This is a genomic window from Myxococcota bacterium, from assembly GCA_039030075.1.
Taxonomy (GTDB): domain Bacteria; phylum Myxococcota_A; class UBA9160; order UBA9160; family SMWR01; genus JAHEJV01.
This window is the reverse complement of the sequence record JBCCEW010000009.1, coordinates 111221-126874: the sequence shown is the minus strand read 5'-3', so window position 1 is coordinate 126874 and position 15654 is coordinate 111221. Positions and strand designations below refer to the sequence as shown.

Annotated in this window: 14 protein-coding genes; 4 read left to right on the top strand and 10 right to left on the bottom strand. The window is 69.1% G+C overall.

Features of this window, described 5'->3' with window-relative positions:
- The first annotated feature begins 86 nt into the window (after window positions 1-86).
- Entirely contained in the window at window positions 87-941 is an 855-nt protein-coding gene (locus AAF430_11835) for an SDR family NAD(P)-dependent oxidoreductase (GenBank protein MEM7410918.1), read from the top strand.
- A 75-nt stretch (window positions 942-1016) separates the two neighbouring features.
- On the opposite strand, the gene AAF430_11830 is transcribed toward AAF430_11835, so the two are convergent.
- Window positions 1017-1952, bottom strand: a complete 936-nt coding sequence (locus AAF430_11830) for an SGNH/GDSL hydrolase family protein (protein ID MEM7410917.1) — start codon at window positions 1950-1952, stop codon at window positions 1017-1019.
- 371 nt (window positions 1953-2323) lie between these two features.
- Here AAF430_11830 and AAF430_11825 point away from each other — a divergent pair, with 371 nt between their 5' ends.
- Together AAF430_11825 and AAF430_11820 are read left to right on the top strand one after the other, a co-directional pair.
- Window positions 2324-4297 (top strand): hypothetical protein, encoded by a 1974-nt coding sequence (locus AAF430_11825; GenBank protein MEM7410916.1) that lies wholly within the window; start codon window positions 2324-2326, stop codon window positions 4295-4297.
- Between the two features lie 93 nt (window positions 4298-4390).
- Window positions 4391-4846 (top strand): nitroreductase family deazaflavin-dependent oxidoreductase, encoded by a 456-nt coding sequence (locus AAF430_11820; GenBank protein ID MEM7410915.1) that lies wholly within the window; start codon window positions 4391-4393, stop codon window positions 4844-4846.
- A 111-nt stretch (window positions 4847-4957) separates the two neighbouring features.
- Here the strand turns inward: AAF430_11820 and AAF430_11815 are convergent, their stop codons facing one another.
- From AAF430_11815 to AAF430_11775, 9 genes are read right to left on the bottom strand one after another with little or no spacing between them, the layout of a single operon-like run.
- Window positions 4958-5668 (bottom strand): prepilin-type N-terminal cleavage/methylation domain-containing protein, encoded by a 711-nt coding sequence (locus tag AAF430_11815; GenBank protein ID MEM7410914.1) that lies wholly within the window; start codon window positions 5666-5668, stop codon window positions 4958-4960.
- A 35-nt stretch (window positions 5669-5703) separates the two neighbouring features.
- Window positions 5704-6426 (bottom strand): tetratricopeptide repeat protein, encoded by a 723-nt coding sequence (locus AAF430_11810; GenBank protein ID MEM7410913.1) that lies wholly within the window; start codon window positions 6424-6426, stop codon window positions 5704-5706.
- 28 nt (window positions 6427-6454) lie between these two features.
- A complete protein-coding gene (locus AAF430_11805) occupies window positions 6455-8167 on the bottom strand; it encodes a secretin N-terminal domain-containing protein (GenBank protein ID MEM7410912.1) in 1713 nt (570 codons plus the stop codon).
- 10 nt (window positions 8168-8177) lie between these two features.
- A complete protein-coding gene (locus AAF430_11800; GenBank protein MEM7410911.1) occupies window positions 8178-8693 on the bottom strand; it encodes a hypothetical protein in 516 nt (171 codons plus the stop codon).
- Complete coding sequence (locus AAF430_11795) at window positions 8690-9301, bottom strand: hypothetical protein (GenBank protein ID MEM7410910.1); 612 nt, start codon at window positions 9299-9301, stop codon at window positions 8690-8692. The genes AAF430_11800 and AAF430_11795 overlap by 4 nt, the downstream gene beginning before the upstream one ends.
- Complete coding sequence (locus tag AAF430_11790; protein MEM7410909.1) at window positions 9294-10835, bottom strand: hypothetical protein; 1542 nt, start codon at window positions 10833-10835, stop codon at window positions 9294-9296. The genes AAF430_11795 and AAF430_11790 overlap by 8 nt, the downstream gene beginning before the upstream one ends.
- Before the next feature lie 2 nt (window positions 10836-10837).
- Window positions 10838-11638 carry a prepilin-type N-terminal cleavage/methylation domain-containing protein gene (locus AAF430_11785; protein ID MEM7410908.1) on the bottom strand — a complete coding sequence of 267 codons (801 nt, stop codon included), beginning with the start codon at window positions 11636-11638 and terminating at the stop codon, window positions 10838-10840.
- A complete protein-coding gene (locus tag AAF430_11780) occupies window positions 11628-12815 on the bottom strand; it encodes a type II secretion system F family protein (GenBank protein MEM7410907.1) in 1188 nt (395 codons plus the stop codon). The genes AAF430_11785 and AAF430_11780 overlap by 11 nt, the downstream gene beginning before the upstream one ends.
- Before the next feature lies 1 nt (window position 12816).
- A complete protein-coding gene (locus AAF430_11775) occupies window positions 12817-14499 on the bottom strand; it encodes an ATPase, T2SS/T4P/T4SS family (GenBank protein MEM7410906.1) in 1683 nt (560 codons plus the stop codon).
- A gap of 262 nt (window positions 14500-14761) precedes the next feature.
- Here AAF430_11775 and AAF430_11770 point away from each other — a divergent pair, with 262 nt between their 5' ends.
- The gene (locus AAF430_11770; protein MEM7410905.1) at window positions 14762-15613 is read left to right on the top strand and encodes an HDOD domain-containing protein; all 852 of its coding nucleotides are present in this window, start codon (window positions 14762-14764) and stop codon (window positions 15611-15613) included.
- The last annotated feature ends 41 nt before the right edge of the window (window positions 15614-15654 follow it).

The window sequence follows — 15654 nt, the reverse complement described above, 5'->3', positions numbered from 1 at the left end:
CCCAACCGTGTCGAGCCACCGCGATTCGCTGGACGCTGCGCAAGGAGCGGCGCAGAATCGGCGGGCGCATCCGAGGAGGAATCGACATGGGCAGCTGCGATGGAAAGGTGGCGTTCGTCACGGGATCGAGCCGGGGCATCGGCCGCGCGATCGCCAAACGTTTGTCGTCCGAGGGCGCAGCCGTCGTGCTCAGCGCTTCGCGCCTCGGCGCTCACGGCAAGCTCCCCGGCACGCTCGAGGAAGCCGTCGCCGAGATCCAGGCGAACGGCGGCAAGGCCGCGGCCGTAACGGCCGACCTCTCGGATCCGGCCGCGCGCGAAGGGCTGATCGAGCGCGCGAGCGAGGCGTTCGGCCCCATCGACATTCTGGTGAACAACGCGGCGGCCGCGACCATGGGCATGCCCAGCCAGGTGACGACCGAGCAACGCAGCCAGATGTTCGAGACGAACGTGAACGCCCCGGTCGACCTCGCCCAGCAGGGGATTCCGTCGATGCAGGAGCGCGGCGGCGGCTGGATCCTCAACATCAGCTCGGCCACCGCCGAGCAGCCCCTGCTGCCCTACCGCGATGGCAAGCTCTCGGCCCACGTGATCGGTGCCTACGGCGCAACCAAGGCGGCCCTCAACCGCTACACCGTCGCGCTGGCCCACGAGGTCTCCGAACACGAGATCTTCGTGAACGCGATGGCGCCGGTGTCGATCGTGCTCACCGCCGGCGCCGAATACGTCCGCGACATCGCGCGCAAGAACCCGGACTGGCTCGAGCCGGTCGAGATGATGGCCGAGGCCGCCCTCGAGCTCTGCAGTGGCCGTCACGTGGGCCAGGTGGTCCTCAGCCGCGACATCTTGCACGCGGTGGGGCGCCCGGTCCGGTCGCTGGATGGAAGCCGCGTGATCGGCGACGCATTCACCCTGGGCGACCCCGAGGCGCCCGGCGCCTGATCCTCTCCCGAAAAGAGAAACGCCGGCACCCCACTCTGGGATGCCGGCGCTTCGTGCTGCTTTTCGAGAACGAACTCAGTTCAGGCGGCGGCGAAGCCCCATCCCGAACAGGCCCATGCCCACGAGAACGGCCGTGCCCGGCTCGGGCACGAACTGATTCACGATCCCCTGACCCAGGATCTGAAGAACCTGAGTCGTAGGGTGCACGGGGTCGAAGAATGCGAAGTCGTTGCAGACCGGTGCGCCACCCGGAGGTGCAGCGCCCGCCAGCAGACAGGCATCGTCGACGTTCAGACCTGCCGGCAGCCCGAACAGGGCCGGGTCGGCAAGAACGGCGTCTGTGAGCGCGATCGTGTCGAAGAACTGCGAGCCGGTCGTCGAGGCCACACCCGCGAAGGCCGCCGAAATGTCTTCGGAAGCCGCGCGGCCCGCTGCCTGGGCAGCCGCACCGAGTGCCTTCACTTCGGGAATCCCGCCGACGTCGCCGGGCCCGACGACGCCCACGTGCTGAATGCCGTAGACGTTCTTCAGCACCGAGATGAAGCCTTGAAGGGCATCCGTCGCGCTCTGGATGTAGGCGGCGCGCGCAGGGCCGGTGAGGCCCTGCAACACGATGTCACGCGCGTCGTTGCCACCGACGTTGATCAGGTAGAGCGCACCGGGGTCGACCACCTGGTTGCCAGCGCCCACTTCCTGGAGATAGGCCAGGAGCTGGTCGCCGAGGTCGGGCACGATCTGACCGCTCTGGGGCGGCAGGTTGTTGGCGCGCGCTCCGCCGAAGGCGAAGTTCGTGCCACCAGCGAGGAACGTGTTCGCGTTCCCCCCCGTGATCGCTTGAGAGACCGAATCGGCCGGCGTGATCGGGTCGGTCGGCACCACGGGACAATTCGTGAAGCGACCAGCGCAGTAACCCAGCGCGGGATCGGGCGTCGTTCCGCCAGTGAGGCCGAAGACGCTACCGCCATCCACCAAGCTATCACCGAACGTGTAGAGGTTCGTGTAGCTCGGCATCGCGAACGCAGGAGCGCTAACGAGGACAGCTAACAGAAAAGCAGCACAAGACAGACGGGTCCGCAGGACCATTTGAAATACCCCCTTCCCAAGGAGTTTCCGGAGCTGGAACTGGCTCCAAGTGGGGTTTCTACCATGATCCCTACAGTGCAATCAAAACATTTCGTCAGGGTTGTGTGAAAAAAATGCGGCCGGGAATCGCCCAACCCCCCGAACGCCGTCACGAAATCGGGCCTCTCAAGGTGACTCGAAGTCCGCCTTCCGGCGGAGACCGGCAAGGGTCGCGCTAACCCCTTGCTGCGCCTGACACTTCTCGCAGCGGCCGGAAACCCCGCGCATCGCGGCCGGTCGGGGCCTAGTCTTCGCCGGCGATGCCCGCGGACCCGGCCGCTCCCAACCCCGCACGTCCTGTCTGGCTCGTGCCGGCCCTCGCCGCGGGCCTGGCCGTGCTGTGCGTGGCATCGCTGGGCGCGATCCGCGACCACGGCTTCGCCGATCTGGACGATCTCGGCGGCATCCAGCTCAACCCCGACCTTCAGGTCGCCTCGCTGGGCGAGGCCATCGAGAACGCCTGGACCCGCTCGCTGATCTCGAACTGGATGCCCCTGACCGCGCACTCCCACCAGTTCGATCACGCGTGGTTCGGCGACGACGCGGGCGGTCATCACACCACGAGCCTCGTGTTGCACGCGGCCTCGAGCCTACTGCTGTTCTTCGCGATGTTGGCCCTGACGAACGCGCCTTGGCGCAGCGCCTTCGTCGCGGCGGTGTTCGCCGTCCATCCGCTGCACGTGGAGACCGTCGCCTGGATCTCCGAGCGCAAGGGCGTGGTATCGGGCTTGTTCTTCAACGCCACGCTGCTGGCGTACGCGCGCTATGCGCGCGTACCGAGCTCCGGGCGCTACGCGCTCGTCGTCGCCGGGGTCGCGGGTGCGCTGCTCTCGAAGCCGACCACCGTCACGCTGCCCTGCGTGCTGCTGCTGCTGGACTACTGGCCCCTGCGTCGACTCGACGGCGCCGCGGTTCGAGAGAAGCTCCCGCTCTTCGCGTTGGTGATCGCCGCTTCGATCGTCACCTACTTCGTCCAACGCGACACGGGCGCCATGGCCTTCGGCGCCGAACGCGGCGGCTTCGATCGGGTGGCCACCGCGATCCATGCCTACGGGTCCTATCTCTTCCATACCTTCTGGCCTGCGAACCTCGCCGCGTTCTACCCGCTGCCGACAGAAGGTCGCCCTTCCCTGTTCGAATGGGGCAGCGCCCTGCTCGTGCTCGCCGCGCTCACGCTGCTCGGCGCGGCGCTGCAGCGACGGGTGCCCGCGTTCTGGATGGGCTGGCTGTGGTTCGGCGGCATGCTCGTGCCGACCCTCGGCCTCGTCCAGGTGGGCGAACAGGCCTCGGCGGACCGCTACATGTACCTGCCACTGATCGGCCTGACCGTCGCCTGCACCTGGCCCCTCGCCGACGCGGCCGCGAGATGGAACCGGTCCACGCTGCTCGGAGCCGCGGGCGTCGCCGCGGTCGCCGCCCTCGCGCTCACGAGCGTTCGGCAGGTCGACCACTGGCGCGACGGCATTGCCATGTGGAACCGGGTGATCGCCGTGTCCCCCGATCACCCGCGCGCCCACATCGGTCTCGGCTCGATTCAGGCCCGCACCCTCGCGCTGGAAGCCGCCGAAGCCCACTACGAGCACGCGTTCTCCCTCGACCCCGACTACGCCCGCTTCGCGGTGCGAACCTACTACGAGACGAAGGCCTCCCACCTGCGGAAGCGCGACGACCCGGCGGGCGCGCTCGCGAGTCTGCAACGGGCCGTGGAGATCGATCCCGCGCATGCGCGCAACCAGGCGCGACTCGGAGCGGCGTTGCTGCGGGCCGGAGACCGCGAAGCGGGGCTCGCCGCCTTCACGCGCTCCCACGCCCTCGACCCCCGCCAGGCGCGGGTGCTCGACGTGCTCGCGAAGGACGCCGAGGCGAAGCGCGCGTTTCGACCGGCCATCGGCTACCGGCGAGCACTGCTGGAGATCGCGCCGCGCAGCGCGGGCAATCGCAACAACCTGGCCTGGCTGCTCGCGACCGCACCCGACCCGGCGGACCGCGACCCGGAACAGGCGCTCACCCTGGCGCGCGCGCTGGTCGGTGACGGCGGGGAAGCGCCCGCCCACCAGCTGGACACCCTGGCAACGGCCCTCGCCGCGGGCGGCGCGTTCGAGGAGGCGCTCGTCTGGAGCGAACGCGCAGCGCAGCGCGCCCGCGACGCCGGGAATACCGCGCAGGCCCAGGAAATCGAGGCGCGAGCCGACGACTTCCGCGCCGGGCGCTCCTTCGTCGAGCCCGATCGCTAGTGGATTGCCGTCGCTCGTCGAACGAGCGCGGCTCGATGCGACCCGCAGCCCCCACGCCTTCGGATACACTGGCGCGCCACACGAGGAGGCAGCATGGCCCAAGGCGAGATGACCGAACGCGAGTTCAAGACCCTGCGGCGCTTCATCAAGCCCTACTCGAACTTGAACGTCCGCATGTACCGATGGACCTCGGGTCGCATCATGGGCAAGTTCCAGGGCTACGACGTCATGCTGGTGAACATGACGGGCGCGAAGAGCGGCGAGCCCCGTACCGTCCCGCTGATGTACGTCCCCCACAACGATGGCGTGATCGTGGTGGCGTCCCAGGGCGGCGCTCCGAAGGAGCCGGTCTGGGCGAACAACCTGCGCGCGCACCCCGAGATCGAGGTGCAGTACAAGAGCCAGGTGATGCCCTTGCGGGCACGTGAGGTCGACGACGCCGAGAAGGCCGAGGTGTGGCCGACCTGCGTGAAGTACTACCCGCCCTTCGAGGACTATCAGGCGCGGACCAAGCGCAACATTCCCGTCTTCGTCTGCGAGCCGCGCTAGTCGGCCGGACCCCTGCGACGTGCGCCCGGCACGATGCCGAACGCACGCCGCACGGATCCCCCAACGAGCGTGCCGAGATGGCGGGGCACGGCCCGCCATCTGCTGAGACCGCTAGTTGCGGTTGCGGTTGCCCTGGATCACGGCGCCGATGTCGTCGCCGCCCGGGTTGTTCTCGATCTCGGTGCCGTCGTCGAACGCGGTCTCCCAGACGCCGTTCGGGCCCGCCGACAGACACCAGACCGCGTGCTGGTCGCGCTCGGCCTGGGTGGTGCCGTTGACGTTCGCGTTCTGGAGGTACCGGACGTTGCACACGAACGGGCGACCCCAGGGATCGAGCGGCACCCGATCCAGGTAGGGACCGTTCCAGCCCGGCGGCTGCGGGGGCGAAGCGCTCACCGGATAGAGCGGGTCGACGGTCGCCGTTCGATTGAAGATCAGGTGATCCTCGATCGGCTGGGCGGCTCCGCCCGAACCGCCGCCGTCCCAGTTGTCGTCACCCGTCGCCACGTTGGCGCCGTTCGGGATGTCCGCGCCTCCGAAGCCGGCGGGCAGACCTACGAGCCGCGAGACCTCGCCGCCGTCGTTGATGTTGCCGTCACTGCTGACCGGCCAGATCCCGGTATCGAGATTGAAGGCCCGGATGGCCTGCCCGAGGATCTGACTGTCGGAGAGCGCGCGGGCGCGCCGTCCGTCGTTCACGTACTTGATCACGAGCGGCGTGAGCGCCGCCGACAGGATCGCCAGGATGGCGACACCCACCAGGATCTCGATCAGCGTGAAACCCGCGCGGTGACGCTCGGGCGCTGCGTTCAAGGATTGCATCTTCGTACTCCTGTTCCTTCGTTTTCGCGCCAGAGCTATCTGCCGGCGGTCCTCGTTGGGTTGATGTCGGGGGGGGTGTTTCCTTCCGAGGCTTCCTCGGGCGGGGCCTTTGCCTTGACGGCGTGCGGAACACGCCCGGCGAGTCGTTCCAGACGCGCCTCGACCGCCTCGCGCTCCGGGTCACCCGGCGACACGAGGTCGAGGTAGCGGCGGTAGTGGAAGGCGGCGCGGGCCGCGTCGCCGCGGTGATCGTGGGCGAGCGCGAGGTTCAACACCGCCGCACTGCGGGTGGTGTCGAGGCGCGCGGCGCGATCGAGATGCCCGATCGCCTCGAGCCAGAGGCCCGCCTCGATCAGCGCAGCGCCGAGGTTGATGAGCACCTCGACGTCGTCGGGTTCCACCACGCGCGCCCGGGTCAACTCACTCACCGCGAGCTTCGCGTCGCCGCGCCCGAGGGCGACCAGGCCGCGTGCCGCCGCGATGTCCGGATAGTCGTCCCGCACGAGCGACGCGCGATCGAGCCACTCGTCCGCCTGGTCGAAGCGTCCCTCGGCGGCGCGAACGCGCGCGAGGTTCACCATGGCTTCGACGAAGGACGGGTCGCGCTCGACCGCCTTCGCATAGGCCTCCGCGGCCGCATCGAGGTGACCGCGCCGCTGGGCGGCGACGCCGAGCTTGAAGTCGGCCTCGCTCCGCTCGAGGGAATCGAGGCGGACCCGCTCGCGCTCGACGGCCCCCGCCATCACAGCCGGCGACAAGGCCAGCACGAGACACGCCACGCATCGACTAAGGCAGGACATCATCGAACTCCACTCCGTAGGACTCGCCGATCGGACGCCTCCACCACGGGCCTTCCGCGAGGCGTCGCTCGCGCAGCGCTTCGAGCACCGCGAAGGAGTCGCGGGCGTTGTCGCGCAGGCGACTGATCATCGGGGCGTCCAGGATCCGCGGCGTCACGAGGATCACGAGCTCGGTGCGCTCGTGTTCCACATTGGACTGGCGGAACGCCTGGCCGAGCCAGGGGATGTCGCCGAACACCGGCACCTTCGCCTGGCGCTCGATCTCGCGGCTCTGAATCAGGCCCCCGATCAGGATCGTGGAGCCGTCGTCGACGCGCATGACCGTGTCCGTCTCGCGCAGATCGATGACCGGCAGGCTGCCCGTCGCATCCAGCAGGGGGCTTCCCGACGGCTGGGTCACGATGTCCACGATCTCCGAGATGCTCGGGTGCAGATGCATCGTGATGCGATCGTCGTCCGAGATCTGCGGCGTGATGTCGAGGGTGACCCCCACGGGCACGATCTGGGGGGTGAACTCGGTGACCTGGGCGACACCCACCTGGTCGACGACCTCGGCGTTCACCTCGGCGATGAAGAAGATCTCGTTGCGAACGACCTTGATCAGTGCCTTGTGGTTGTTGAGCGTTGCGAGTCGGGGTGTCGACACGACGCGCACGTCGCGCTGGTCGGCGATCGCGTTCACGGCGGCGCTGAACTCCTCGTGCACGATCCCGAACATGAAGCCGCCATTCAGCAGCGCCGGGGCCAGGTCCTGAGCGAGGAACGCCGGGTCGAGGCCCGCGCCTCGCCCGATGCTGCCATCGACGTTGCGGCCGAGGCCGACGGCCACGTCCCAGTCGACGCCGAGCGACAGGTCGTCGCCGAGATCGATCTCGAGGATCTGCACGTCGATCAGCACCTGGCGCTCGGTCGAGAGCGAGACCTCGCGCAGATAGTGTTCGACGTCGCGCAGGACCTCGGGCTCGGCCGTGACCGTGATCAAGCCTGCCTGACGCGCGACCACGACGCTGCGATCCGGCACGTCGACCGCGTCCGGGACGGCGTCTTCCTCGTCTGCATCCTCTTCGCCGTCGATCGAACCGAAGACGATGCCGCGCAGGCCTTCTTCGACCTCCTTCCAGAAGTCGAGGACCTGAGTCGTCTGCACGCCCGAAGTACTGGTGTCCTCCGCGGCGGAGGTGCTGCCGCCGCCCTCCCCGACCTGGGGTTGGGCCGCGATGGCGCCGGAGATGGTGAGATCCGAGCTGCCGCTCCGGGAGTAGTTCGGGTAGTCGACCTTGTAGATGCGGGTGCCCCGCTCGGTGCGGTACACGCGCAGGATGTTGCCCTCGAGGACGTAGCGGTAACCGCGCGGGCGCAGCAGCTGGTCGAGGATCTCGCGCAGCGAGACGTCTTCGAAGTCGGCCGTCACGCTGCCGACGACGCCCGGCTCGACCACCGTGTTGAACGCGCTGTCGCGACCCAGGCCCAACAGCACGCCACGGAGCGGCGCGTCCTGGACGTTCAACGAGAACCGGCGCTCCTCGAGCAGCCGAAACGCCGGCGGTCGGGGCGCTTCGTCCGGAATCGTCACCGTCCGCGGCGAGAATCCGGGCGGCTCGACCGGGCTCGGCGCCGCTTCGGGTGCTTCCGTCGAGGCCACTTCGGGTTCGGGACCCGTCGTCGCGCACCCCAGGAACGCGACCAGGAGCCACGTCAATCGGCAAGACCTATCCGTCACCGTTCTCTTCCTCTTCCTCGAGTTCCGTCGGGGGAGCGGCGGGGGATACCGCGACTTCCATCAGCTCGTCTCCGACCCGGAGCCACACGCTCTCGGGTCCGATGCGTTCGATCCGGTGCTCACCCACCCAGTCGTGCTCGCTGTGTGGGCGGCCGTCGATCCAGGCCACGCGTCGCGTCGGCCCGAAGAGGACGCCTCCCACGCGCATCTCGAGGGGACGCTCGGCATCGCGAAGCGCGGCCTCACCGAGTGTCAGGAACGGGCTGCGCATCGGGCCGGGCTGGAGCGCCATCCACGCAGCCGCCGTCGCGTTCCCCACCGGCGGAGGCGGCTTCGCGGCTGCGGGGGACTCTCCTTCGCCCTCTCCGAAGTCGATGAAATCCTCTTCTTCCTCGTCGTCGTCCACGCCACCCATGTCGGGTCCGCTCGTGAAGAACAGGTAGTTCTGCACGCCGACCGCGATGGCGGCGATGCCCAACAGCGCGATCCACTTCTTGTCGATCACGACGCGATCTCCGAGCGCTTCCAGATGTCGATCTCGAGCTCGACGCGTACGTCCGGAAAGCTGCGTTCGACGTCGAGGTGGCGAACGCGCACCCCGCGGTTCGCGCCGGCGGTGAGGTTGTCGAGGATGCGCTTCAGATCCTGGTAGTCGGCGACGAACTTCACCCGGAGCGGAACCCGGCGGAGCTCGATGCCCTCGTCGCCGCTGCTCGAGTAGAGCCGCAGCGGCTCCTCGGCCTCGTCCTCCTCCTCGTCGGCCGCGCTGCTCGTGCGCACGACCTCGACGCCGCGCACACTCGGTGCCCGCAACCGCTCGGCGACTCGCGCCATCAACGAGGCGTCGTCGGCGACGTCTTCCCCGAAGGCGCGGACCCGTTCGAAGCGCAGCGCCCAACTCTCGCGATCCGCGTCGCTGATCGCGGTGCCGGCTTCCCGCTCGCGCTCCCACTGGGCGAAGCGATCTTCCTTCCCCGCGAGATCGTCGCGCGCACGGTCGACGGAAGTGACGCCGGGACCGAGCCACAGCAACGCGGCGACCGCACCGAGAACGAAGACGCCGCCGATCCAGACCGGGTTCCGGCCCGTGAGTGCGATCGCGCGATCAGCCATCGCGATTCCCCCAGCCATCGAGCGAAAGGCCGTGCCCCGCGTCGGGGGCCAGGGCCGCCTCGAGGCGGAAGTGCACGCGTGCGCCCGCTTCGGGCTCGCCGGCGGGCGGCGCCGTGGTGCGTTCGAGCGTCCGCACCGCCCACAGCGGCGAGTCGGTGAGACGCGCAGCGAAGTTCGAGACCTCCGATGCGGCCTCGGCCATGTCGGCGCCGCGGAACTCGACGTCGAGGCTCGCCACCCAGGCGTCGGCGGCGTCGCGTCGCGCGGACAAGCGCAGGAGCAGCGCGTCTTCGGGGAGCAGGACGCCGATCGCATCGAGTGCCTGGGGCCAGGGAGGATCGGCACCCTCGAGTGCATCGAGCGCCTCGGCGACCGAGGTCGCCCGGCCTCGCGCGGCTTCGGTGCGCTCCACCGCTGCCCGTTCGCCGGCGAGCGCCGCCCACGCCGACTCCATCTGCGCGCTGGCGTCGGAGAGGCTCGAGAGGTTCATCCACACGTAGGCGAGACCGGCGAGCGCCAGGCAGCCGAGCCAGAGCACGGACGCGCCGAGCCGTCGCTCGAGGCGCTGGCTGCGCCGGGCGTGGGCCACCTCTCTCGGCAACAGGTTCCCGCCGCGCGGCGACGCGCAGCCGGCCACCGCACCGAGCACGACGGCGAGCCCGGGGGACGCGCCGGCGGCGGGGCCCTCGGCGACCACCTCCCCGAGCATCCGGGTCTCTCTGCCCAGCTCGAGGGTCAGCGGCTCCACCAGCTCGTAGAGATCTTCACGACCGCCCGAGATCACGACCTCGCCCACGGTTCCCAGCCGCAGCTCGGTCTCGACGTATTGGAAGGTGCGCCGGAGCTCGGTGAGGATCCGTTCCGACGCATCGCCACGATCGTGGCCGTCGACCCCGACCTCGGTGATCAGTTTCAATGAGATGTCGCGGTGGAAGATCCAGCCTTCCGCATCCGCGAACACGCATGTCGCATGGGCAGGACCGATGTCGAAGAGCGCGCGCAGCTCGCCTTCGGGCGGCGGCGGCATCCAATGCGAGACCGAGCCGAGCGCGAGCTGCAGGGTGTCGAAGGCTGCGACCTCCAGGCCCAGCGTTTCCCACTGGCCCTCGGCGAAGCGCACGAACTCCTCGGGCAGGCCCACCATCCAGGCCGAGCGATCCGTGCGCTGGGACGAGAGCGCGTAGGCGGCGATCCCGGGCTCGCCGAGGCCCTCGGCGAGTTCGGCGCTGCGGCGGGCGGCCACGCCCCGCGCGTCGCGATCGGAGAGATCGGGAAGCTCGATGCGCTGGATGCGCAGCTCCGGGTGCCGGATCGGTACGCGAACATGGGCGCGCGCGAGGTCGAGTTGCTTCACCACCCGCGCGATCAGATCCGGCGGGCGTTCGCCCTCGGCGCGCGGCTCCTCGCCGCAGGCGGCGAGACGGAAACCGCCGAAGGCGTAGCGGGCTTCGGCCCAGGCCACCGCATCCGGTCGCAGATCGAGCGCGACGTAGCGGGGCCAGAGACTCGGCATCGAGATGGGAAGCCGCGCCATGCTCAACACCCCGCCGGTAGGCCGGTCGGCTGGATCAGAGTGACCCGACGTTGGACCGCGCCGCTGCGCACTTCGATGACGTCGCGCACCGAGGCGCCCGCGAAGTCGCCCTGCCCCGTCACGCGCAGACCGTGCAGACCGTTGTGCAGACCCGTGCCGACGAACGGGCCGCCCGACCCGACCGGGCCCGCGATCTGCAGTTCGTTCCGGGTCCCGGCGACGGACCGCGACACGAAGACGTTCGCGTCGTCCTCGCCGAGCACGCACTCGGGACTGCCGTCGTTCGGGACGCCGGTCAGGTTCACGGTCACCGAGCCACTGGTCACGGGCGCGTCGCCCGGCATCGCGAGATCGTCGGCCGTTCCGAACTGGCGGTCGGGACCGGCACTGGTGACCTGCGCGGTACCCGCGACGTAGCCAAAGCCCGTGCCCCAGGCGTCCACGAACTCGGCACCGGCAGCGCCGGCCTGGACCACGTAGGGACCGTTGTAGCCCGCGCCCACGCCGTCGTTCGGATCGATCGCGTAGAAGGGCGCTGCCCCGCGCGCGTTGAGATCGTCGAGGACCGCCGGAAGCGCGCCCATGTCGCCGAGATAGCCGTGGGACGCCCGCTGGGGATCGCCGGCCATGCCGACCACGACCCGCGTCATGCGATCCAGGGTGGTGCGCAGACGCTGGTTGCGAATGTGGGTGAGCGCGAGCGGCGCCGTTGCCCCGGCCAGCACCGACAGGAGCACCAGGGCCACGAGCATCTCGAGGAGCGAGAAGCCCAGGACACGCCGCGCGCGCAGATCAGACCTCACTGAGCTCTCCCATCGCCTGGTAGAGCGGAGCGAAGATCGACAGGGCGATCGTCACGAGCGCGGCGCCCAGCGCGAGCAGCGCCACCATGTTGAAGACGGCGATCGCGCGTTCGACGATCGCCGGAACCTCCCGGTCGTAGTAGCTGGCCACCCGTTCGAGGGATTCGTCGAGACGTCCGGAGACCTCGCCCACCGACAGCATCCGCATCACCAGCGGCGGCAGGATGTCACTGCGACCGAGCGCGTCCGTCAGCGTGGCGCCTTGCTCGACCCGATCGCGGCCCCGCGCCAACGCGTCGCGGATCGCGCGGTTCGAGACCACGTCCTCGACCATCGCCAGGGCACGCAAGATCGGCATCCCCGATGCGAGGAGCGTCCCCAGATTGTGCGCGAAGCGCGACATATCGATCATCAACGCGAGCTTCCCGAGCAGGGGCAGGCGCAGCACGGTCTGGTCGAAGCGGTGGCGAATCACCGGATTCTTGAGCGCGAGCCACCCGCCGAAGCCCAGACCGGCGAGCCCCCCGAAGGCCAGCCACCAGTAGTCGCGAAAGAACGCGTGGAGGAAGACCAGCGCCCGCGTGGTGGGCGGCAGGGTCGCGCCGAGCTCGTCGAAGATCTTCAGGAACTGGGGCAGCACGAAGGCGCCCAGCACGAAACCGAGCCCGCAGATCCCGACGACCACGAGCGCGGGGTACATCGAGGCGACGCGGATCTGCCGCGCCAGGTCCTCGCGCCACTCCAGGTGCTTCGCGAGGTCGTGAAGGACGCGGTCCAGCGTTCCGCTCTCTTCGCCCGCGCGCACGAGACCCACCATCAGCTCGGGGAACTCGGCGGGGTGCTCGGCGAGTGAGGCCGAGAGGGTCTCGCCCGATTCGACCCGACGCGCGACGTCGGCGATCACCGTCTGCATCGGGTGATCGCCTTCCGAGAGATCGCGCAGCCCCTGGATCAGCGGGATCCCCGACTCGGAGACGATCGCGAGGTGGTAACAGAAGTCGATCAGGGCGCGCGTCGACGAACCCCGCCCTTCTCGCGCGGGTTTGTGAGTCGCCCGGATCAGCAGGAGATCGCTGTCGGCGAGCATCCGGTCGAGGGAGAGCTCGTCGGGCGCGAACTCGACGCCCCTCACCACGGCCCCTCCGGCACCGCGCGCTTCGAACTGGTACCGCGGCATCTCAGTACTCCGCCGTCACGCGAGCGACTTCTTCGAGGGGAAGTCGCCCGGCCAGGGCACTTCGCTGGGCCTGTTCGCGGAAGGTCACGAGACCCTCGCTCGACGCCACGCTCTCGAGTTCGTCGATGCGGCCGCCCGCGCCGATCACCGCAGCGACCGCAGGCGTCACGCGCAGCACCTCGAAGAGGGCCTCGCGTCCGCGCATGCCGGTTTCGTGGCAGCGATCACAGCCGGCGCCGCGCACGAAGGTGCCGGGCGTTCCCACCGGGATGCCGGCCGCCTCGAGCTCGTGCTCCTGGGGGACGTACTCCTCCTTGCAGTGACCGCAAACCAGGCGCACCAGACGCTGGGCGCTCACCGCCGCCAGACAGCTCGCGATCATGAACGGCGCGACGCCGATGTCGACGAGTCGCGACACGCTGCGCAGCGAGTCGTTGGTGTGGATCGTGGAGAGCACGAGGTGACCCGTCAGCGAGGCGCGGAACGCCATCTGGCAGGTCTCCTGGTCGCGCATCTCGCCGACCAGGATCACGTCCGGGTCGTGGCGCAGGATCGCCCGCAGACCCGACGCGAAGGTGAGCCCCGCCTTTTCGTTGATCTGGCACTGGGCCGACAGGGGCAGCTCGTACTCGACCGGATCTTCGAGGGTGACCACCTTCCGCGTCGCGGTATCCATCGCGCGCAGCAGCGCATAGAGCGTGGTCGTCTTGCCGCTGCCCGTAGGGCCCGCGGCGAGCACGAGTCCGTTCGGCCGTCGCGTCGCTTCCGTGAGCGTCTCCACCTGGGATTCGGACAGACCGATGTCGACGAGTCCGAGCTTCTGGCGGTTCCGATCGAGAATCCGGATCACCACGCTCTCGCCTTCGATGCACGGGAAGGTGGAGACACGCAGGTCGATCGAGCGGTTCTGATACGGGAAGCGGATCTTCCCGTCCTGGGGAAGCCGCTTCTCCGAGATGTCGAGGCCGGCCAGGATCTTGATCCGGGCGACGATGGGTTGGAGCAGGCTGGCCACCAGGGTCGGGCCCGGCACGAGCTCCCCGTCGATCCGGAAGCGCACGCGCACCACGTGGGTATCGGGCTCGAGATGGAGGTCGGTCGCCTCCTTCCGGAAGGAGATCGCGAGGATCTCCTCGACCAGGCCGATCACCCCGCCTTCGGAGGCCGCATCGTCGCTGTCATCGTGGTCGGCGGTCGCCCGCCGGATGGCGGCCTCGAGCGCCGACTCGTTGCGTGCACCACTCGAATAGACGCGGTCGAGGGCGCGCAGGATCTGGGAACGGCTCGCGGACGCCGACTCGACGTAGAGGTCGCTGGTCCGCTCGATCTCGTCGATCGCCATGATGTCGGCGGGATTCGCCATGGCGACGAGGAGCTTGTCCTTGTTCAGGCTGATCGGAACGAGGATGTGACGCCGCGCGACGCCCTCGGGAACACAGCGCACCGCCGCCGGCTCGAAGGTCACCCGCTCGAGGTCGTAGTGCTCGACCCCGTTCTGGGAAGCGACGGCCTGACTGATCGCCTCGTCGCTCGCGATCCCGAGATCGACCAGAATCTGGCCGAGCTTGCTCCCGGTCCGGGCCTGTTCGGCCAGAGCGATCTTGAGCTGGTCATCGGTGACCAACCCGGCCCCGACGAGGAGATCGCCGAGTCGCTGTGTCTTCTTCGGAGCCCCTTCTGCCACCGAAACGCACCACCCCTTCCGTACGCCGAGGGCTGGCGTTAGGAGCTGCATCGGCCATGAACCGGGCCCCCTGAACGCGACAGCGCTCGGTTTGCAACTCGAGATGCGCGCGGGTTGCGTCGTGCCGCCGTAGACGAGGGAAACGGCGAGAGACTCCCCGGGAAAGCGCGTACGCGTATGACGGTCGGGTGTAGATCTCGGCTCAATCCAGCTGGAGATGTCTCCGAAGGAAGCCCTGCAAGCAATCGTGCAGGATGGGGACATGGCGACAGAACCGTTGGCGAACTATCTCGACCGGGCTTCGGGCGATCTTCCGACCATTCCCAAGATCGCCTCGGAGGTGATCGAGGCGATCGAAGATCCGGAGGCGACCCTCGACGACGTGCGGGTCCTGATCGAACAGGACGCCGCCCTGTCGGCGCGAGTCCTCAAGGTGTCGAACTCGTCGCTCTACAGCTTCGCGACCGAGATCCGCGGCCTCGAGCAGGCGCTCTCGCTGCTGGGAAGCCGCACGGTCAAGAACCTGATCATGGCGTCGGCCATGCGCGCGGCGTACGCCGAGTTCGGAACGATGGAGCAGCTGCTCTGGACCCACTCGGCGGCGGCCGGGCCCGTGTGCTCCGCGCTGGCGAAGCAGGTCGGCGGCGTGGATCAGGACGAGGCGTTCACCGCGGGCCTCTTGCACGACATCGGCAAGGCCGCGCTCGCCAACAGTCACCGCGAAGAGTACGAGTCCGTCGTCACGCGGGTGCGCGAGGAGAACGCGCGGTTCTCGGTCGCCGAGCGCGAGCAGTTCGGTTTCGACCACACCGAGCTCGGGGCCGAGGTGGCACGGCGTTGGGAACTCCCCGAGAGCCTCGTCGCCGTGATCGCCCATCACCACGACCCGGAGCCGCCGGACGCCCCGGCCGCCGTGGTGCGGTTGACCGCACTGGTCAGCGTCACGACTGCCTGTCTGTCGCGGCTCGGCTCGGGCCGGCATACCCCCATCGAGGCGCTCGACCCCACCCAGATCTGGGGTTGGGAGGCACTCGCGCTCGATCCGGCACAGCTGGACGACATCCTCGCGATGTGTGAAGAGCGCATCGAGGCGTCCCAGTCGCTGTGTAGCTAGCGCCTCCCACGGATTCGCTTCGGGTGGTGCCCGCCTTCCGC